The following is a 19,952-nucleotide window of genomic DNA, read 5'->3' on the forward strand; positions in this document are numbered from 1 at the left end:
GTTCCCCACCGAGATCGGAGCATTCCCATGCAGACCGCACAGGCGACCGTCGGCAGACGGATTCTGATCGTGTTGGAACCGGGCGACGAGGTCATCGGGTCGCTCGCCGAGGCGTGCCGTCGGCATGATGTGGCACAGGCGGTGATCTCGACCTTCAGCGGAGCGCTCCGCACCGCCCGCATCATCGCGTCCGAGGTGCCGGCCGCAAACCCCGAGCTTCCGATGCCCGCGGCCGTCACTGTCGCCTACACGGAGGGCACCGGTTCGGGCACCGTGACCCGAAGCGTGGACGGCGAGCCCGTCGTGCACGTCCACGTGGCGCTCGGCGAGAAGGACCGCGCCGGACGCGCGATCGCCGGCCACCTCCTCGAGGGCGAGACGCACTACGTCATCGAGGTCGTGCTGGACGAAATCCTCACCCCGCACCTGACCCGGCGGGTGCACGCCGGGTCGAGCGGCATCCCCATCCTGCACATCGCGGATGCGGCGGCAACCGCATCCGCCGCGCCGTCCGACTCGGCACGCTAGGCCATGATGGTTGCACTCGTGCCCGCACCTCGGAAGGTTCGCCCGTGACATACCTCCCGCTCCCCCGCCCGAACGGTGACGGTCCGCACCTCCGGGTGCTGCACGGGCTGCTGCGGTACGTCCGCGAAGCGGCCGAGAGCCGCACGCCCCTTCCAGGCGAATTCGAGCTGACCGCGCGCCTCGAGTGCACCCGCCAGCAGTTGCGGAACGCCATGACGACCCTCGAGGCGCAGGGCATCGTGCGGCGCCGGCAGGGGTCGGTGACGACGGTCGATCCGATCGCGCTGCGACTGAGCGTGCGCCTCGAGGAGCAGTTCGAGCACGCCGAGCTCCTGGACCGGCTCGGGTATCAGGCCGAGGTCGAGACGCTGTCGTCGACCCTCACCGTGCTCGGCGCCGACGCGGGCGCGGTCATGGAACTCGCCGCCGACATGCCCGCTTTCGCGATCCGCAAACGCTGGCGCGCCGACGGCGCGGTCGCGATGATCGCCGATGACCTGCTGCCGCTGCCGGATCGGGTGGAGCCGCCGGCGCCGACCGAGTCGGTTTTCACCGCCGCCGCACGGGCGTGGGGCGAGCCCGTCATCTGGGAGGTGTCGACTCCCGGTGTGACGACGCTGCCGCCGGAGCTCGCCGAACTGTTCGAACGCCCGGCCGGCACGGCCGTCATGACGTTCGAGATCGTCGGGATCGGCGCGAGCGGACGGCGTCTCATGCACAGCATGGAGTACCACGACCCCGACATCGTGGCCTACTCGCTGGTGCGCACCGTGCGTCCGCCCTGGGGCGGCGCCTGAGCGAGGCCGGTCACGCGGCGTGGGGCGCTGCCTGAGCGAGGCCGCGTGGGGTGCTCAGCCCCAGAAGCCGATGTGGGCGCGGGCCGCTTCGTCTTCCAGCAGCGGCCCGACGACCTCGATCTTCCGCTGACCGCGGGCGAAGACCTCCCGGCACGGCAGCGAGAACGTCGGGTTCTCGGGGTGGTCGCCGGTCAGCTCGAGAAGACGGTGCTCGGAGAGCGCGTAGACGACCCGGTCGATGCCCGTCCAGTAGGCGGCACCCGCGCACATCGCGCACGGCTCGGCGCTCGTGAAGAGAGTGGAGCCCGCCATCCCCTCGGCCCCCAGCACGCGGAACGCCGCGGCGACCGCCTGCAGTTCGGCGTGCTGCGTCGGGTCGCCCTCGGGCGGGAGCGAGTTATTGCCGAACGACGCGACGATCTCGCCGGCCGCGCTCACGACGATGGATCCGAACGGATGCGTTCCCGCGTCGCGGGCGCGCTCGGCCACCGCGATGCTCTCGCGCAGGAAACCGAGATCGGTCTCCGACAACTCCTGGGCCACGGCATCCTCCTTGTGAACAAGTGCTACGAAGCGATTTCCACTCTAGGCCCGCTGCCCCCGACAATCTGAGGATCCGGTTACGCCGGTGTTACAACCAGCGAACGACATTTCACCTACTTGTCAACAAGTCGTCGGATGCGGATAGCGTGCTCCTGCACTCATCTCCGCCGCCGAAAGGGCCCCATGCTGCACCACCCCGCACCGCGGATCGACGAACAGACGATCCGCGCGCTGCCGAAAGCCGAAGTACACGTGCACCTCGAGGGCACGTTCTCGCTTCTCGACATGCTCACCCTCGCCAAGGAGAACGGCGTCGCCCTGCCGGGCCCCGCGGCGACCCTCTTCGACATCTCCACGCACGACACCTTCCGCGCCCCCGAGGTGACCACCGGGGGTGGCGCCGGCGCCGGATCTGCCGGGCTGAGTGGGTTCCTCCGGTTCCTCGACTGGCAGTGCGGGCTCGTCCGCACCGCCGACCAGGCGGCGCGCGTCGCGTACGCCTTCGCCGTCCGTCAGAGCGCCTCGGGCATCCGGTACAGCGACGTCATCGTGAACCCGACCCACTGGAACGCGTGGCGCGGGCGCGAGCTCGCCCTGCTCGATGCGCTCGCGGCCGGGTTCGATGAAGCCGACCAGGACGGCCTCTGCCGCGTGGGCGTGGCCTACTCGCTGCTGCGCGCACAGTCGGCGGCGAGCGCCGAAGACGCCGTGGACGCGCTCGTCTCCGCCCGCCCGCGACGCGTGATCGCCCTGTCCGTCGACGGCGATGAGAAGGTCTCCGGCCGCACCGGCGAGAAGTTCCGGCGCGCGTTCGCGACGGCGGCCGGCGCCGGCCTGCACCGCACCGTGCACGCCGGAGAATCGAGCGGCCCCGAAGGCGTCTGGGACGCCATCGACCTGCTGCAGGCCGAGCGGATCGACCACGGCGTGCGCTCGATCGAAGACCCGGCGCTGATCGAGCGGCTCGTGACCGACGGCATCAGCCTCGGCGTCTGCCCGAGGTCGAACATCACGCTCGGGATCTTCCCGTCCTGGGCCGAGCACCCCCTCCCGGCGCTGCTCGACGCGGGCGTCACGGTCACCCTCAACACCGACGACCCGGCACCCCTCGGCACGACGCTGGAATCGGACTGGGCGGTCGCGGCCGAGCAGTTCGGCTTCGACTACGCCGACCTGGTCGGCTTCGCGGCACGGTCGATCGACGCGTCGTTCGCCGACCCCGACACGAAGGCCGGTCTGCACGCCGAGCTGTCGACCCTCGCGGAGGTCGTGCCCGCATGAACCGCCGCCGTCGCCTCGTGATCGCCCTCGCCGCCTGCGGCGCAGGTGCGGTCGCGGTGGCGACGGTCGCCACCGGTGCGGCGCTCGCCGCGACCGACCAGGTGCCCCTCGCGCCGCTCGTCGCCGCGTGGCCCGATGCCTACGCCGTGCAGGGGCAGAAGTCAGAGCCGCTGTACACCGAGCACATCGACCTGACCCGCACGGGCGACGTGTTCTCGGTGCGCATCGACGTGCGCGCCCAGGGCGACGCCGCGCTCGGTACCCAAGACAGCACGGTCACGGTGAACGGCGACGGCACCGTCGTCTGGAACACCGGATGCGTCAAGTCCCCCGCGCTGTGCGCCGGCGACACCGAGCTGCGCGGGTTCCTCGCCACGGCGGCGCTCGTGGGCCTCGAGCGCGCCGGTCGCCTGCCCGAGACGGGCACCGCGCGCACGGTGCACGATCGCGCGGTGGTCTGCGTCGACGACGCGGCGCTGCATCCGGATGCGGCCCCCGCCCAGGTGCGCCTGGATCCCTGTTTCGACCGCGCCACCGGAGCCGTGCTCGCGCACTGGTCGCCCGACAGCGCGGCTTTCGTCGGCGCGACCCTCGCTCCCGGCGCCACCGTCCGCACGCTTCCCTGACCGCACGACCCGCACGTCACTACCCGCACTCGCACGACCCGCAGTCGCACTACCCGCACCTCCCTACCCCGCACCTCCTGCCCGAAAGGACCCGCACATGCGTACCCGACCCCTCCTCGCCTTGGCCGCCGCGGCCACGGCCGTCCTGGCCCTCGCCGGCTGCTCGAGCGCCGCCTCTCCCTCCGAATCGGCATCGTCCGCCGGCGACGACGTCATCCGCGTCGGCGCTCTCACGCCGGGCAACGCGAACGACGGCGCCTTCAACCAGGCCCTCGCCGATGCCCTCGCCCGCCTGCAGGACGAGGGGCTCATCACGTACGAGCTCCGCGAGCAGATGGCCGACCCGGCCACGAGCGAGCCGGTCGTCGCCGACTTCGCGAGCCAGGGCTTCGACCTCATCATCGGCCACGGAATCGAGCTCGGCGACGCGATCTTCTCCGTCGCCGGCGACTACCCCGACGTCGACTTCACCGCATCCGGAGGCCTCGACATCCTCGACCGCTACACCGACAACGTCGAGACCTGGACCTACGACTCCTCGCAGGTCGGCTACCTCTCCGGCTACATCGCGGGCCTCACCGGGGCGAGCCCCATCGGCCGCGTCGAGAGCATGGAACTCGACTTCGTCACCGCGACCGACCGGTTCTTCCAGCAGGGCGTCGCCGCGGCGAACCCCGAAGCGAGCCTGCTCCCCGTCGTCTACGCCGGAAGCTTCGATGACGCCGAGGCCGCCGCATCGGCGACCACCGGACTGATCGACCAGGGCGCGAAGCTCGTGTACACCACGGGTGACGGCATCGCCGCGGGCGTCGGTGCGGCCGCATCCGAAGCCGGCGTCCTCTCGCTCGGCGTCTCGCCGGCCGCGGGCGAGGAAGCACTCGCGACCAACGTCTCCACCGTCGATCTCGACATGTACCCCATCGTGAAGGCGTGGGTCGAAGAGGCCCGCGACGACACCTTCGGCGGCAAGGGCGTCACCTCGACGCTCGAAAACGGCGGCATCGTCTACCAGGACATCAACGACGTCGACGGCACGATCCCCGCCGACATCGCCTCGAAGGTGGAAGAGCTGATCGCCGGCCTCGCCGACGGAAGTGTCACCATTTCCTGATGACCGCTTCTCCCTCCGCGACCGACCGGGCGCTCGTCGCCCGGTCGGTCGCCAAGACCTTCGGCTCCGTCCGGGCGCTCGACGACGTCGATTTCGTCGTGCGCCCGGGCACCGTGCACGCCCTCGTGGGCGAGAACGGTGCCGGAAAGTCCACGCTCGCCAAGATCCTCGCCGGCATCGAAACGTCGGATGCGGGCCGCATGACCCAGGACGGATCGCTCTACGCCCCCCGCGACCGCGCCGACGGCAAGGCCCGCGGCGTCAACATGGTGCCCCAGCAGCTCAGCCTGGTTGGCGAGCTCACGCTCGTGGAGAACCTGCTGCTCGTCGGCTCGGGGCGGATCGCCCGCCGCCGTGCCGCCCGGGCACTGCTCGCCGACACCCTCATTCGCGCCGGGGTCGACGTCGACCTCGATGTGCCGACCGCGCTGCTCAGCCAGGCGCACCGGCAACTCGGCGAGATCGTCGTCGCCCTCGCCGAGGGCGCCACGACACTGATCCTCGACGAGCCGACGGCGAGCCTCGGACCGGTCGAGGTCGGCGGACTGTTCGCCCACCTGCGCGCCCTCTGCGACCTCGGCACCGCCGTCGTGCTCATCACGCACCGCCTCGAAGAGGTCCGCGCCGTCGCGGACGACGTGACGGTGCTCTCGCACGGCCGTCTCGTGCACCACGGACACGCGCGCGGCCTGTCGGCCGTCGAGGTCGCCCGCCTGATGGTCGGCGACCTGCCCGAGCCCGCCCCCCGCGCCCCGCGCACTCCCGGCGACGCCGTCCTGTCCGCGCACGGGGTGTCGGCGACCTCGGAGACGGATGCGGCGATCGTCGATCTCTCCCTGACCGTCCGCTCGGGCGAGATCGTCGGTGTCGCCGGTGTCGCCGGCAGCGGTCAGAACACGCTCATGGACGTTCTCGCGGGCCTGCGGGCGCCCGCATCCGGCACCGTGGAGTTCGACGGGCGCACCGACCCGGACGCCGTCGATCTTCTTCGCGGCGGGGTCGCGTGGATCCCCGAGCAGCGCGCGGACGCGATCGTGCCGACCGTGCCGCTCGGGGCGACCCTCTCGCTCTACGACTCCGCCCGCGGCGAGCGCCGCCGGCGAGCCCCCGCGCGGGAGGCCGCCGCTCGTCACCTCGCGGACTTCGACGTGCGGCCCGCTTCGCCCGAACTCGCCGCGGGGACGCTCTCGGGCGGCAACCAGCAGAAGCTCCTCGTCGCCCGGGAACTCGGGCGCGCCTGGCGCGGACGCCCGGATGGCACCCCCCGCGCCGTGCTGGCGTACGGGCCCACCCAGGGCCTCGATCTGCGCGCGGCGCAGGCGATCCGCGGGCGCCTGATCGCGGCCGCCGAGGCAGGTGCCGCCGTGCTCGTCGCCTCCCACGATCTGGACGAGATCCGCGGACTGGCCGACCGGATCGTCGTGCTCTTCTCCGGGCGGATCGTCGCCGATCTTCCGGCCGCCGAAGCGACCACCGCGCGCGTCGGCGCGGCGATGGCCGGGCTCGACGGCACTACTCCCGATACTTCCCCGACGGACCCGGCGCACCGAGGCGCCGCCGCTGCGCACGCTGACCCCCAGGATGCCTCATGACCGAACTGACAGACCTGTTGCCCACGACCGACGAGCTCGTGCGGCTCCGCGCCGTCGCCGCGGGCCACACGGCCCCTGACGTCATCGTCCGCGGCGGACTCGTGCAGTCCCCCGGCACCGAGGAGTGGCTCGAGCGCGACGTGCTGATCGCCGGTCGCCACATCGCCACCCTCACGCCGTGGGGGCACGTGACCGGGGCCACTACCGAGATCGATGCCCGCGGCGCGCACGTCGTCCCCGGGTTCATCGATGCGCACCTGCACATCGAGTACACGAACCTCACGCCGGGCGAGCTCGCCCGGCTCTCGGTCGCACGCGGCACGACCACGGTCCTCACCGACCCGAACGGCGCCGCGAACGTCTGGGGCGCCGCGGGGATGGACCTGCTGCTGCAGACCGGCACTCCCCTGCACGTCTTCCAGCAGGTGTCGCCGACGACCCCGACCTCCGCCGACCTCGAGCTCGGCGGCGCCGTCATCTCCGAGGAGGTCGTCCGCGGCCGTCTGCACGACGACGTGACGATCACGCTCGGCGAGAGCAACCCGTTCGACTACGGCGACGTCTCGACCGGCCGCTTCCGCGAGGCGCTCGTCGCCGGGCGCCGGCTCACCGGCCACACCGCCGCGCAGACCCACGAATCGCTCTGGGGCTATCTCGCCGCGGGCATCAGCGACGATCACAACGCCGCCACGGTCGACGAGGTGCTCGAGCGCACCCGTCTGGGCGCGATGATCACCGTCATGGGCTCGTCACTCACCGACAACACCGTGCCGCTGTTCGCCGATCTCGACGCCATCGCCCCGGCGCTGCGTCACCTGAGCTTCTGCGCCGACGACAAGCACGTGCACGACCTGCACACCGAGGGGCACATCGACCACCACGTGCGCCAGGCGATCCGCTTCGGCGTCGACCCGCAGCTCGCGTACCGGATGGCGACGACCCAGCCCGCCCAGTACTACCGCCTCGACCAGGTGCTGGGGCTCCTCGCTCCCTCGCGTCTCGCCGACCTGCAGATCATCCCCGACCTCGCCGACGTCCGCCCGCGGACGGTCATCGTGGCGGGCGAGGTGGTCGCGCAGGACGGCGCGGCGCTCTTCGAGAACACCGACGAACTGCCCGCGTGGACGCGCGGCACCGTGCGGTTGCCCGACGATCTGCCCGGCGACCTCTTCTCGGTTCCCACGGATGCGGATGCCGACACCGCATCCGTCCGCGCGATGGAGATGTACAACGGCTACTTCAAGCGCGCGTTCACCGCGACGCTGCCGGTGCGGGGCGGCGAGGTCGTCTCGGATCCCACGCAGGACGTGTTGAAGATCGCCGTCGTCGACCGCCATCAGGGGGAGGCCCTGTCGGGCATCGGCTTTGTGAAGGGCTTTGGTCTGCGCCGCGGCGCGATCGCGATCACGATGAACTGCCCGAACATGAACATCTCCGTCGTCGGTGCCGACGACGCATCGATGCGGCTCGCCGTCGAAGAACTCGGACGCATGGACGGCGGTTTCGTCACGGTCGCCGACGGCGAGGTCGTCGCCCGTGTGCCGCTGCCGATCGGCGGCATGATGAGCGACGCCCCCTTCGAAGAGACCGCCGCGGCTCTGGCCGCCGGACACGCGGCCACCCACGCGCTCGGATGCCGCATCCCCTCGCCGTACATCATCCTGTCGTTCGTGGGTCTCTACGTCGTTCCCGACCTCGGGCTCACCGAGCGCGGCCTGATCGACGCGGCGACCCAGCAGTTCGTCGACGTGCTGCTGCCCGGCCCGGTCGACGCGTGCGGAATTCCCCACAACCACGGGTCGCACTCATGAGGCCGATCCGCGCACGCGCCGGCGCTCGCTCGAGCGCTTCTCTAACAGGCACTTCTCTGACGGGCACTTCGCTGAGGGGCACCGTGCTGACCGGGGCCGTGATCGCGGTCATCCTGATCGTCGCGACCGCCCTCATCGTTCTCGCCGGCGCCGACCCGCTCGTGGGTCTGCGCGGGCTCGTCGAGGGCGTATCGAGCTCGCCGTACCGGATCGGTGAGCTGCTCGTGGGCGCGACGCCGATCGCCCTGGTCGCGATCACCATGATCCCCGCCCTGCGCGCGGGGGTCTTCTCCGTCGGCGCCGAGGGCCAGATCACGATCGGCGCGATCACGGCGACGGGCGCGATCCTCGGCGTCCGCTCCCTCACCGGTGACGCCGCCCCGGCGCCCCTCTACTGGGTGGTCGGCATGCTGGCCGGCGCGGCCGGCGGGGCGCTGTTCGCGCTGCTGCCCGCGTGGCTCGCGGCGCGCTGGCGGGTGAACGTCATCCTCTCCACGCTGCTCCTCAACTATGTCGCGACGGGCTTCCTCGGCTGGACGCTCCGCACCTGGCTCGCGAGCCCCGACACCACCGCGACGCCGCAGAGCGAGAAGCTCCCCGAGGCATCCGCACTCCCCGATCTGATTCCCGGAACCCGGGCGCACGTCGGCATCCTGCTGGTGATCGTCGCCGTGATCGTCTTCGAATGGTGGCGGAGGTCGCCGCAGGCCACCCGCGTCGCGGTGTTCGCCGCACGCCCCGCCCTCGCCCGCCGGCTCGGCACGACCCGCAGCCGCACCCTGTACGGCACGATGCTCGTGTCGGGCGCCGGGGCCGGAATCGTCGGATGGATGCAGATCGCCGGAGTCAACGAGCGACTGCTCGGCTCGGTCTCCGGCGGTGTCGGATTCTCCGGGCTCGCGGTGGCGCTCCTCGGCGGCCTGCTGCCCGCGGGAATCGCCGTGGCGGCCGTCTTCTTCTCGGCGCTCACGGTCGGCGCGATCGGCATGCAGTCCGCGACCGGCACGATCCCCGCATCCATCGCCGACGTCATCAAGGGCGTGCTGCTGCTCGGCGTCGCCGTCATCGCCGCCTCCCGGCCCGGGCTGCTCGCCTCCGGTCGCGCGTCGACGGGCAGGCCCTCGGGCGGGGACGACGTGGCTCCGGATGACGATGCGGATGCGGGTGCGGCTCCGGATGCGGATGCGTTCGCGGGTGCGGCATCCGACCCGAGCGCTGATTCGAGCCCCGGCGCCGACCCGAGCCCGAGCCCGGGTCCGGCATCCGGCACGACCGAAGGGGCCACCCGATGAGCATCGAACTGTGGGCCTCGATTCTCGCCGGCGCGCTCGCTCTCGCGGCGCCGCTCGCGATCGCCGGAATCGGCGAAGGGTTCGTCGAACGCGCGGGCCGGTTGAACCTCGGCATCGAGGGCATGATGATCCTCGGCGCGTTCACCGGAGTCTTCGCCGCGAGCATGTTCGGGCCCTCCGCGGGCCTCCTGGCCGCCGCGATCACGGGCACGCTCCTCGCGCTGCTGATGAACCTGCTCGTCTACACGTTCCGCGCGAACGAGATCGTCGTGGGCCTGGCGATCACGATGCTCGGCCTCGGGTTGTCCACCTACCTGTACCAGCTGTGGATCCCGTCGGGTCAGACGAACATCAGCGTCCCGACGATCGCCCGGATCGACCTCGGTCCGCTGACTGACATCCCGCTCGTGGGGCAGATGATCTTCGGCCAGAGCCCGCTCGTCTACGGCACGGTGTTCCTGATCGTCGCGGCCTGGGCGATCTCGCGTTTCACCCGCTTCGGCCTGCAGATCCGTGCCGTCGGGGCGGATCCCGCATCCGCCGCGCTCCGCGGAGTGCGCCCCCGCGCCGTCGGCGCCCGGGCGCTCCTGATCGGCGGTGCCCTCGCCGGACTCGCGGGGGCGACGATCTCGCTCGGCGTGATCGGCTCGTTCACCCCCGGCATGACGGCGGGGCGCGGCTACATCGTGCTGGCCATCGTCATCATGGGCCGCATGACGCCCGTCGGCATCGCTCTCGGAGCCATCCTGTTCGGGTTCCTGCAGAGCTTCTCGCTCCTGTCGCAGTCGACCGGCATCGACCTGCCGAGCGAGCTGTACGCCACCCTCCCCTACCTCGTGACGCTCGTCGTTCTCGTCCTGACCTCGCGTGCGCAGCTGCGCCGTCAGGCCGGCCGGCTGCGGTTCGCGTGACCGACCCCGATTCCACCGACCAGAAAGCCTCGACATGCTGACCCGTCCCTCGCCCGTCTCCGTTCCCGCATCCGAACAGCACTGGGTCGACACCGTTCGAGACCTGGCGACCGGCTTCCGTGAGACGGTCGCCGCCGACGATGCGGCCGCCCGACTCCCGATCGATCACCTCCGGGCGCTCAGCGCCACCGGGCTCGACAGCGCGTTCCTCCCGCGGGCGCACGGCGGCGAGGGGCTCTCGTACGCGACGCTCGGAACCGTGGTGCGCACGCTCGCGGCCGCGCACCCGGCGGTCGCGACCGTCTGGCTCATGCACATCGGTGCCGCGCACGCTCTCGTGACGACCTCGCCCGAGGCCGCCGCCGCGTTCTTCGCCGACGAACTGCGCGCGGGCAAGCGGTTCTCCAATGCCCTGTCGGAGCCCGCCGGCGGCAACCACTTCCTCGCCTCCCAGCAGGATGCGGATGCGGATGGCGACGGGTGGACCCTGACGGGTCGGAAGCTCTTCGTCTCGGGATCCGAAGCCGCCGACCACCTGTTCTTGAACGCCCGCATCGACGGCGCTCCCGCGTTCTTCGGGGTGAGCATCGACGACACGATCTCGTTCCCCCCGATCGAGGAGACGATGGGCATGCGGGCGACCCGCAGTCGCACGATTCTCTTCGAGCGCACCCCGCTGCTGCGTTCCCGGTTGACCGGGCCGCCCGCATCCGGTGATGCGAACCTGATCACCGTCGGATTCGCGTTCCTCTCGATCGGTATCGCGGAGTCCGCACTCGACGCGCTGACCGCGACGGCAACCCGTTCCCGCGGCGGCGCGAGCCTGGCCGACGCCTCGTGGGTGAAGCAGGAGACCGGGATGGCGTGGGTCGAGGTCACCGCGGCGTCGCTCCTCGCCGAGCGCACCGCGTGGCTCGCCGACCAGCGTTCTGTCGAGGCGATGCCCGCCGCGACCGAGACGAAGATGCTGGCGAACGAGGTCGCGAAGAAGGCCGCCGCGCTGGCGGTGCGGGTGGGGGGCGGCGGCGGGTACCTGCTGACGTCGCCGATCCAGCGGATCTTCCGCGACGCCCAGGCCGGCGCCCTCATGGCCTACTCGGTGCCCTTCAGCTCCGAGGTCGTCGGCGGTTGGGCCCTCGGCGCCTGACCCCCGCGCCTCGGCGGGGTTCGCGCTCGGCGGCGGGTGGGGTTCGCGCTCGCGCTGGAGCTCACGCGTGGGCTTCGGGTTCGCTCTCGACGCGCGCCACTTTCCTGCATCCGCCGCTCGACGCGCGCCACTTTCCTGCACACATCGTTCGACGCGCGCTACTTTCCTGCATACGCGCCTCAGATCTGTGGCGCGTATGCAGCAAAGTAGCGCGTCGAGCGATGTCGTGAGCGCGGAGCGGGACGGATGCGGCGCACCGGAGGCGACCGCATCCGGGATCGGGTGTCGGATGCGGCGTCTAGCCTGATTCCATGGCCACCCGTCGTCCCGCTCCTTCTCCGTTCCGCTGCACCGAGTGCGGCTGGACGACCGCGAAGTGGGTCGGGCGGTGCGCCGAATGCCAGCAGTGGGGCACGGTCGTCGAGGCCGCGCAGCAGACCGGCGTGCTGCGGAACTTCTCCGCTGTCGCGCCGACCGCCGAGCGGGCCGCCCGACCGATCACGCAATTCACGACCGCGGAGTCCCCGCGCCGCCCGAGCGGCGTGTCCGAGTTCGACCGCGTGCTCGGGGGCGGCATTGTTCCGGGCGCCGCGATCCTCCTCTCGGGCGAACCCGGGGTCGGCAAGTCGACCCTGCTGCTCGAGGTCGCCGCGCGCGCGGCCCGCGACGGCTACCGCGTGCTCTACGTCAGCGCCGAGGAGTCGACCGCGCAGGTGCGTCTGCGCGCCGAGCGCACCGGGGCGATGCACGACGAGCTGTACCTCGCGAGCGAGACCGACCTCGCGACGGTGATCGGGCACATCGACGAGGTGAAGCCGTCGCTGCTCATCGTCGACTCCGTGCAGACCGTGTCATCGTCGCTCAGCGAAGGACTCGCGGGGCACCCGAGCCAGGTGCGCGAGGTCGCCGCGACGCTCATCCGCATCGCGAAGGAGCGCGATCTTCCGGTCATGATCGTCGGGCACGTCACGAAAGACGGCTCGATCGCGGGCCCGCGTCTGCTCGAGCATCTCGTCGACGTCGTCTGCCATTTCGAGGGCGACCGGCAGACCTCGCTCCGCTTCGTGCGCGCGCTGAAGAACCGCTTCGGCCCGACCGACGAGGTCGGCTGTTTCGAGATGACCGGCGACGGCATCAGCGAGGTCCCCGACCCGTCCGGACTCTTTCTCAGCAAGGGCGACCCGGTCAGCGGCACCTGCGTCACCGTCGCCGTCGAGGGCCGTCGCGCTCTTCCGGTCGAGATCCAGGCGCTCGTCATCCCGTCCTCGGCTCCGAATCCGCGTCGCGTCGTGAACGGCGTCGAGTCGTCCCGCGTCGCGATGATCCTCGCGGTCCTCGAGCGTCGCGCCGGCCTTCGCGTCACCGATCGAGACGTCTACGTCTCGACCGTCGGCGGCATGAAGCTCACCGAGCCCGCGGCCGACCTCGCCATCGCTTTGGCGATCGCGAGCGCCGCGACGGACCGCGCGATCCGGCACGAGGTCGCCGCCGTCGGCGAACTCAGCCTCACCGGCGAGATCCGACCCGTCGCGCAGCTCTCGCAGCGCCGCACCGAGGCCGGCCGCCTCGGCTACAGCGGCCTGATCGACGCGGGAGTGAAGAACCTCACTTCGGCCCTCGAGCGTCTCGGACTCGAGCCGCGGGCCGCCGCAGCCGCCGACGAGCGTGCGGGTTCGGGTCGCACCGGGCCACGGCGGTCGGATGCCGGCTCCAGCAGCGAGGGGCGCCCCGCGCGACAGCGGCCGGACGCCGACGACGATCCGTACGGCGAATCCGCGGCGGCGGCCGCACGCCGCTACGACACGGAGATCGCGGAGCTTCCCGGCTTCTGACGCGGCGGGCAGGCGCAGCATCCGGATGCTGGGTGCGCTGATTCGCGACGTAGTCGGGCGGGCGCCGGTCGGTCGGTCCGGTCGGCCGGTCGGGCGCCGGACGGTCGGTCCGGTCGGGCGGGCGGGCGGTCGGTCGGGCGGGCGGGCGGTCGACGCTAATCCGCCCACTCGGCTCACCCGACGCCGTTCTTCCCCCGCGGGAGTGCCCTAGGCAGTACGCCTCGGGCCGGCGGGTCAGGCGTCGAGTGCCGCGAGCAGATCCGCGGGGCTCGCCTGCACCGGATGCGGGCCGGCGATGTCGAGGAAGACCGTGGTGATTTCCTCGCGGTACGCCGTCAGGAAGGCGTGCAGCCACTCGGGCGACTGCAGTCCGACGGCGGGTGGCAGCGTCTCCGGCTTGTGGGCGGCGTCGCTGAAGAGCAGGAGGGCGACCTGGCCGGTCTCGGGGTCGCGATACGTCCACACCTCGCCCTGGTCGAGCGGGTTGTCGCGCAGAGCCGCGCGCATCAGGGGAACGACCGTCGGCCCGTGCCGGAGCGCGAACGCGATCGCGGCCATGTCCTGTGTCTGCAGCGCGTCGACGAGCGCCGTGTTCCGGAACTCGACCTCGGGGGCCCCGCGCTTCTTGCCCTTCTTCGCCATCCCTTCAGCGTATCCGCCACCCATCCGGCTCGCGCCCGAGCCCCCGCCTCCTCCGGGCCGCACCCGAGCCCCCGCCTTCTCCGGGCCGCACACGCCCCCGGGCTCACGTGTCGCAACCCGCCGCGTCCACCCGCACATCACGACACGTAAGCGCGCACCGCCTTCTCCGAGTCGCGCCGAGCCCCGGGCTCACGTGTCGCAACCCGCCGCACCCACCAGCACATCACGACACGTAAGCGCGCCCCTTCCCCGGGTCGCATCCGCACCCGGGCTCACGTGTCGCAACCCGCCGCACCCACCCGCACATCACGACACGTGAACGCGCACCCCACCCGCTCACGTGTCGCAATCGGCGCCGCGGGGCGACCGATCGCGACACGTGAGCGGTGAGGAGAGCCCGCCAGCGGTCAGGACAGGAAGCCGCGCATCAGCGCTTCGGATGCGGCCAAGTGGTCGCGCATCGCGGCGTCGGCCTCATCCGCCCGCCCCGCCAGGATCGCGCTCACGATCCGCTCGTGCTGTTCCTGCGAGTGCTCGATCGCGCGCGGCAGCAGCGGAAAGGCGTCGAGCCACGTGTTCACCCGCGCGCGCGAGTCGGCGACCAGCGGCACGAGCGAGGGGATGCCGGCGGCCTCGGCGATCGCGAGGTGGAAGAGCGAATCGAGCCGGCGGTACTGATCGAGCGAGGCGTCGGATGCGGCGGTGTGCCGCTGCCAGAGAGCGTCGCGCTCGTCCGCCGTCATCGTGCGGAGCGCAGCCGCCCGGGCCGCACCCGGCTCGAGCAGCTGCCGCATTCCGAGGGTGTCGTCGAGTTCTGTCGGATCGACGGATGCGGGCGTCTCGGGCCGGGGCGGCGGGTCGGCCACGAACGTGCCGCCGTAGCGTCCGCGCCGCGGCACGAGCCAGCCGGTGTCGGCCAGCTCCCGGATCGCTTCGCGCACGGTGTCGCGGCTCACTCCGTACAGCTCCGCGAGCGAGCGCTCGGGCGGGAGCGCCTCGCCGGGCGCGACAACCCCGATCCGGATGGTCTGCACGATGCGCGAGACGGTGTTCTCGAGCGCGTTCGCGCGCCCGACGGGGCGGTACACCGCGCGGCGTACCCGGTCCAGCCCCTGCTCGTCGCTCATCGGTTCGAGCCTCTCACGTGCACAACGCCGCCCGCCCGCAGACCCCACGCGGCGACAACGCCGCCGGTGAGCACACCCCCCGCGACGAAACCGCCCCTGCGCGCCACACAAACGCCCGCCCGCGCCACACAACACCCCGACGCCCGCGCCGCACAACACCCCGACCCGCGCGCCGGACTCCGTCCCCACGGCCCCGACGCGCGGCCCGGCATCAGAGCGGGGTGACGTAGGCGTTCGTGATGCCACCGTCGACCACGAATGCAGTCGCGGTGATGAACGATGCGTCATCGGAGGCGAGGAACGCGACCGCGGCGGCGAGTTCGTCGGGCTCGGCGAAGCGCCCCATCGGCACGTGCACGAGTCGGCGCTGGGCACGCTCCGGGTCTTTGGCGAACAGCTCCTGCAGCAGGGGTGTGTTCACCGGTCCAGGGCAGAGGGCGTTGACCCGGATGCCCTGGCGCGCGAACTGCACGCCGAGCTCGCGGGTCATCGCGAGCACGCCACCCTTCGAGGCGGTGTACGAGATCTGCGAGGTCGCCGACCCGAGCAGCGCGACGAAGGACGCCGTGTTGATGATCGACCCGCTGCCGGCCGGAACCATGTACCGCAGGGCCGCCCGGGAGCAGAGGTAGACGCTCTTGAGGTTGACGTCCTGCACGCGTTCCCACGCGGGCAGCTCGGTCGTCTCGATCGAGTCGTCGTCGGCCGGGGAAATCCCGGCGTTGTTGAACGCGATGTCGATCCGCCCGAACTCCGCCGCGATCCCGTCGAACAGCGCGTCCACGGATTCCTCGTCGGCGACGTTGACGGTGCGGGAGGTGCCGCCGACCGCTTCGGCCGCCCGCGCACCCGACACCGGGTCGAGGTCGGCGATCACGACGTGGGCACCTTCGGCGGCGAATCGGCGCGCCGTGGCGAAGCCGATGCCGCTGGCCCCGCCCGTGATGATCGCGACACGATCCTTCAGTCGCTGCGTCAGATCCATGTGGTGTTTCCTTTCGATGACATCTCCGGTGCGTCCCGCGCGCACAGGTGGTCCGGGTGCTGATCCCGGATGCGGACGGGCCTCACGCGTCGGTGGCGAAGAACACGTTCTTCGTCTCGGTGAAGTGCTCTGCGGCGTCGGGGCCGAGTTCGCGGCCGAGCCCGGAGGCCTTCATTCCGCCGAAGGGCGTCCAGTACCGCACCGACGAGTGCGAGTTGACCGAGAGCACGCCGCTCTTCACGGCGCGCGAGACCCGCACGGCGCGGCCGAGGTTCTCGGTCCAGATCGATCCGGCGAGGCCGTAGATCGTGTCGTTCGCGAGACGGATGCCGTCGGCTTCGTCGTCGAACGGCAGCACCGCCACGATCGGGCCGAAGATCTCGTCGCGGGCGACCCGGTCCGCGGGGTCGGCGAGCACGACGGCCGGGGCGAACCAGAAACCCTCGCCCTCGGGCGCGCTGCCGCGGAAGGCGACGTCGGCTCCGTCGAGGAACGATGCGACGCCGTCCCGGTGGCGCGCGGAGATGAGCGGGCCCATGTCGACGTCGTCGCGGGAGGGGTCGCCCACCCGCCACGCGGCGACGGCCGGCTCGAGCAGTTCCAGGAACCGGTCGTACACCGAGCGCTGCACCAGGATGCGGCTGCGCGCGCAGCAGTCCTGTCCCGCGTTGTCGAAGACCGAGCCCGGGGTCGCCGCGGCGGCCTTTTCGAGGTCCGCATCCGCGAACACGATGTTGGCGCTCTTGCCGCCGAGTTCGAGCGTGACCGGTTTCAGCATCCCGGCGCATCCGGCCGCGACGTCGACGCCGACCTCGGTCGATCCGGTGAAGACGACCTTGCGGACGTCCGGATGCGTCACGAACCGCTGGCCGACGACCGAACCGGATCCGGCGATGACCTGGAAGAGCCCCTCGGGAAGGCCCGCCTCGAGGGCGAGTTCGCCGAGGCGCAGCGCGGTGAGCGGGGTGAGCTCGGCGGGTTTCAGCACGACCGCGTTTCCGGCGGCGAGCGCCGGCGCGAAGCCCCACGACGCGATCGTCATGGGGAAGTTCCACGGCACGATGATGCCGACGACACCGTACGGCTCGTGGAACGTGAGGTCGATGCCGCCGGGCACGGGGATCTGCGCCCCGAGCAGCCGCTCCGGCGCACCCGCGTAGTAGTTCAGCACCTGCGCGACGTGGCCCGCTTCCCAGCGCGCCGACCCGATCGGGTGGCCGGAGTTGCGGACCTCCAGCTGTGCGAGCTCCTCGACGTGCTCCTCGACGACCCGGGCGAAGGCGCGCAGCGCGTCGGCCCGTGCGCCGGGGGCGAGCGCCGCCCACGCACGCTGCGCGGTGACGGCCAGAGCGATCGCCGCATCCGCCTCCTCGACGGTCGCGCGGGGCAGCTCCTGGAATGCCCGCCCGGTCGACGGGTCGATCAGGGTGATGGTGCTCATGCGTCCACTCCTCGCGGTACAGATGTCGTGGCCCCCGCGGCAGGTGCGGCATCGCGCGCCGCACGGTGGGCGGATGCGGCCGCCACGAGGCCGAGGAACAGGCGCCGGTCGGCCGAGTTCTCTTCCGGGTGCCACTGCACGGCCACGAGGTATTCGTCGCCGGGCAGCTCGAATGCCTGCACGAGGCCGTCGTCCGTGCGCGCCGTCACGGTGAGTCCTTCGCCGACGCGGTCGACGCCCTGGTGGTGGTAGCTGTGCACGCCGTACTCGCCGGCGCCGACGAGCCCGGCCAGCCGGGTGCCGTCCTCGACGATCACCGTGTTGTCGGCGAACACGCCGCCGCCGATCCGGTAGCGCTCGGTGCCGAGGTCGTCGGGCAGGTGCTGGTGCAGGCTGCCCCCGAAGGCCACGTTGATGAGCTGCAGGCCACGGCAGATCCCGAAGACGGGGATGCCGCGTCGACGTGCGCCGCGCAGGAGCGCCAGTTCCCAGGCGTCGCGGTCTGCGCGCGCGGGGTCGGTGAGCGGATGCCGCTCAGCGCCGTAGAGCTCGGGTTGCACGTCGAGACCGCCCGTGAGGATCAGCCCATCGAGACCGTCGAGCACTGTTTCGGCGGAGGGTTCCGGGTTGGGCTGCGGCGGAAGGAGGACCGCCGCCCCGCCCGAGGCGGTCACCGCGTCGAAGTACTGCTGCGGAAGGAACGCCGCCCGCACGTCCCACACGCCCTGCTTCGCCCGCTCGAGATAGGTACTCAGGCCCACGACGGGCACGCGGTCAGAGTCGTTCGAAGCCACGCACGCGCTCCCAGTCGGTTACGGCCGCGTCGAAGGCTTCCACCTCGATGCGCGCCTGGTTCAGATAATGCTCGACCACGTCGTCGCCGAAGGCGGCACGGGCGATCGTCGACGCGGAGAACAGCGCGGCGGCCTCGCGGAGCGTGGTCGGCAGGGTGTCGACGCCGGAGGTGTAGGCGTTGCCCGTCATCGGGTCGGGCAGGGCGAGTTCGTTCTCGATCCCGTACAGCCCGCCGGCGATGATCGCGGAGATCGCCAGGTATGGGTTCACGTCGCCGCCGGGCACGCGGTTCTCGACGCGGAGGCCCTGACCGTGGCCGACCACGCGCAGGGCGCACGTGCGGTTGTCGATGCCCCACGCGACCCCGGTGGGAGCGAACGAGCCTTTCGCGTACCGCTTGTAGGAGTTGATCGTGGGCGCGTACAGCAGGGTGAACTCCCGGAGCGTGGCGAGCACGCCCGCGATCCAGTGCTCCATGAGGGGGCTGAAGCCGTGCTCACCGTCGCCCGACATGACCGGTTCGCCGTCGCTCGAGCGCACCGACAGGTGGATGTGGCAGCTGTTGCCCTCGCGCTCGTTGAACTTGGCCATGAAGGTCAACGACTTCCCGTGCGCGTCGGCGATCTCCTTCGCCCCGTTCTTGTAGATCGTGTGGTCGTCGGCGGTATCGAGCGCCTCGTTGTACCGGAATCCGATCTCCTGCTGGCCGAAGTTGCACTCGCCCTTCACGCCCTCGCAGTACATCCCCGCGCCGTCCATCCCGTTGCGGATGTCGCGCAGCAGCGGCTCCATGCGGGTCGTGGCGAGCAGGTTGTAGTCGACGTTGTAGTCGGTCGAGGTGGCGAGATCCCGGTAACCCTTCCGCCAGGCTTCGCGGAAGGTGTCGTCGAAGACGATGAACTCGAGCTCCGTGGCCGCGAACGCGACGAGGTCGCGCTCCGCCAGGCGTGCGCGTTGATGATTCAGGATGCTGCGCGGCGAGGGCGCGACATCCCGACCGTCGGCGGCGCGCAGGTCGCTCATCACGAGGGCGGTGCCCGGCTGCCAGGGAATGCGGCGGAGCGTGTCGAGGTCGGGCGCGAGCACCATGTCGCCGTACCCGGTCTCCCAGCTCGACATGGCGTAGCCGTCGACCGTGTTCAGGTCGACGTCCACCGACAGCAGGTAGTTGCAGGCCTCGGCACCCTCGGGCAGCACGACGTCCCGCCACATCCGTGCCGACACGCGCTTGCCGACGAGGCGGCCCTGCGCATCGGGCACGGCGACGATGACGGTGTCGATCTCGCCCGCGGTGATCGCGGCGTCCAGTTCGGTCACGGAGAGATTGCCCGGCATCCGTCGTCCTCTCATCGGCCCGACGACGTCGGGCGAACCTACCTTTTCGCACGGCGGTGCCACGCGGGTGACCTCACTGTAACGAGGATTTGATCTTCAAAGGTAGACACAGCATGCCAATAACCTCCACAATCAACCGAAACGGCGCGCGTTCCG

General features: G+C 71.4%; 18 protein-coding genes. 11 read left to right on the forward strand and 7 right to left on the reverse strand.

Annotation, left to right across the window (positions count from 1 at the left end):
• Positions 1-27 precede the first annotated feature (27 nt).
• Complete coding sequence (locus LMI96_RS08815; RefSeq protein WP_228361214.1) at positions 28-528, forward strand: PPC domain-containing DNA-binding protein; 501 nt, start codon at positions 28-30, stop codon at positions 526-528.
• Between the two features lie 44 nt (positions 529-572).
• A complete protein-coding gene (locus LMI96_RS08820; RefSeq protein ID WP_223722282.1) occupies positions 573-1,325 on the forward strand; it encodes a GntR family transcriptional regulator in 753 nt (250 codons plus the stop codon).
• A 54-nt stretch (positions 1,326-1,379) separates the two neighbouring features.
• On the opposite strand, the gene LMI96_RS08825 is transcribed toward LMI96_RS08820, so the two are convergent.
• A complete protein-coding gene (locus LMI96_RS08825) occupies positions 1,380-1,868 on the reverse strand; it encodes a nucleoside deaminase (protein ID WP_228361215.1) in 489 nt (162 codons plus the stop codon).
• A gap of 183 nt (positions 1,869-2,051) precedes the next feature.
• Between LMI96_RS08825 and add the strand changes: the two genes are divergently transcribed.
• The 9 genes from add to radA all read left to right on the forward strand — a co-directional run bounded on the left by add (position 2,052) and on the right by radA (position 13,471).
• Positions 2,052-3,149, forward strand: coding sequence for an adenosine deaminase (gene add / locus LMI96_RS08830; RefSeq protein WP_228361216.1), 1,098 nt, complete (start codon positions 2,052-2,054; stop codon positions 3,147-3,149).
• Entirely contained in the window at positions 3,146-3,775 is a 630-nt protein-coding gene (locus LMI96_RS08835; RefSeq protein WP_228361217.1) for a hypothetical protein, read from the forward strand. The genes add and LMI96_RS08835 overlap by 4 nt, the downstream gene beginning before the upstream one ends.
• A gap of 97 nt (positions 3,776-3,872) precedes the next feature.
• On the forward strand, positions 3,873-4,886 hold the full coding sequence (locus LMI96_RS08840) for a BMP family protein (protein WP_228361218.1): 1,014 nt from the start codon (positions 3,873-3,875) through the stop codon (positions 4,884-4,886).
• Positions 4,886-6,478 carry an ATP-binding cassette domain-containing protein gene (locus LMI96_RS08845; RefSeq protein WP_228361219.1) on the forward strand — a complete coding sequence of 531 codons (1,593 nt, stop codon included), beginning with the start codon at positions 4,886-4,888 and terminating at the stop codon, positions 6,476-6,478. The genes LMI96_RS08840 and LMI96_RS08845 overlap by 1 nt, the downstream gene beginning before the upstream one ends.
• Positions 6,475-8,289 carry an adenine deaminase C-terminal domain-containing protein gene (locus LMI96_RS08850; RefSeq protein ID WP_228361220.1) on the forward strand — a complete coding sequence of 605 codons (1,815 nt, stop codon included), beginning with the start codon at positions 6,475-6,477 and terminating at the stop codon, positions 8,287-8,289. The genes LMI96_RS08845 and LMI96_RS08850 overlap by 4 nt, the downstream gene beginning before the upstream one ends.
• A gap of 83 nt (positions 8,290-8,372) precedes the next feature.
• Positions 8,373-9,581, forward strand: a complete 1,209-nt coding sequence (locus LMI96_RS08855; RefSeq protein ID WP_223722275.1) for an ABC transporter permease — start codon at positions 8,373-8,375, stop codon at positions 9,579-9,581.
• Complete coding sequence (locus LMI96_RS08860) at positions 9,578-10,492, forward strand: ABC transporter permease (RefSeq protein WP_228361221.1); 915 nt, start codon at positions 9,578-9,580, stop codon at positions 10,490-10,492. The genes LMI96_RS08855 and LMI96_RS08860 overlap by 4 nt, the downstream gene beginning before the upstream one ends.
• A gap of 34 nt (positions 10,493-10,526) precedes the next feature.
• A complete protein-coding gene (locus tag LMI96_RS08865) occupies positions 10,527-11,639 on the forward strand; it encodes an acyl-CoA dehydrogenase family protein (RefSeq protein ID WP_228361222.1) in 1,113 nt (370 codons plus the stop codon).
• A 311-nt stretch (positions 11,640-11,950) separates the two neighbouring features.
• Entirely contained in the window at positions 11,951-13,471 is a 1,521-nt protein-coding gene (radA, locus tag LMI96_RS08870; RefSeq protein WP_228361223.1) for a DNA repair protein RadA, read from the forward strand.
• Positions 13,472-13,705: 234 nt separating this feature from the next.
• Here radA and LMI96_RS08875 read toward each other — a convergent pair whose 3' ends face one another.
• The 6 genes from LMI96_RS08875 to LMI96_RS08900 form a co-directional block, all read right to left on the reverse strand.
• Positions 13,706-14,113, reverse strand: a complete 408-nt coding sequence (locus LMI96_RS08875; RefSeq protein WP_223722271.1) for a dehydrogenase — start codon at positions 14,111-14,113, stop codon at positions 13,706-13,708.
• A gap of 407 nt (positions 14,114-14,520) precedes the next feature.
• On the reverse strand, positions 14,521-15,240 hold the full coding sequence (locus LMI96_RS08880) for a FadR/GntR family transcriptional regulator (RefSeq protein ID WP_228361224.1): 720 nt from the start codon (positions 15,238-15,240) through the stop codon (positions 14,521-14,523).
• Positions 15,241-15,451: 211 nt separating this feature from the next.
• Positions 15,452-16,225, reverse strand: coding sequence for a 3-oxoacyl-ACP reductase (locus tag LMI96_RS08885; RefSeq protein ID WP_228361225.1), 774 nt, complete (start codon positions 16,223-16,225; stop codon positions 15,452-15,454).
• Positions 16,226-16,307: 82 nt separating this feature from the next.
• Positions 16,308-17,666, reverse strand: a complete 1,359-nt coding sequence (locus tag LMI96_RS08890; protein ID WP_228361226.1) for an aldehyde dehydrogenase — start codon at positions 17,664-17,666, stop codon at positions 16,308-16,310.
• The gene (locus tag LMI96_RS08895; protein ID WP_228361227.1) at positions 17,663-18,460 is read right to left on the reverse strand and encodes a gamma-glutamyl-gamma-aminobutyrate hydrolase family protein; all 798 of its coding nucleotides are present in this window, start codon (positions 18,458-18,460) and stop codon (positions 17,663-17,665) included. Before LMI96_RS08895 ends, LMI96_RS08890 begins: the two co-directional genes overlap by 4 nt.
• Positions 18,441-19,796 carry a glutamine synthetase family protein gene (locus LMI96_RS08900; RefSeq protein WP_228361228.1) on the reverse strand — a complete coding sequence of 452 codons (1,356 nt, stop codon included), beginning with the start codon at positions 19,794-19,796 and terminating at the stop codon, positions 18,441-18,443. Before LMI96_RS08900 ends, LMI96_RS08895 begins: the two co-directional genes overlap by 20 nt.
• Positions 19,797-19,952: the final 156 nt, after the last annotated feature.

This window comes from Microbacterium sp. cx-59, assembly GCF_020805625.1.
Lineage (GTDB): Bacteria > Actinomycetota > Actinomycetes > Actinomycetales > Microbacteriaceae > Microbacterium.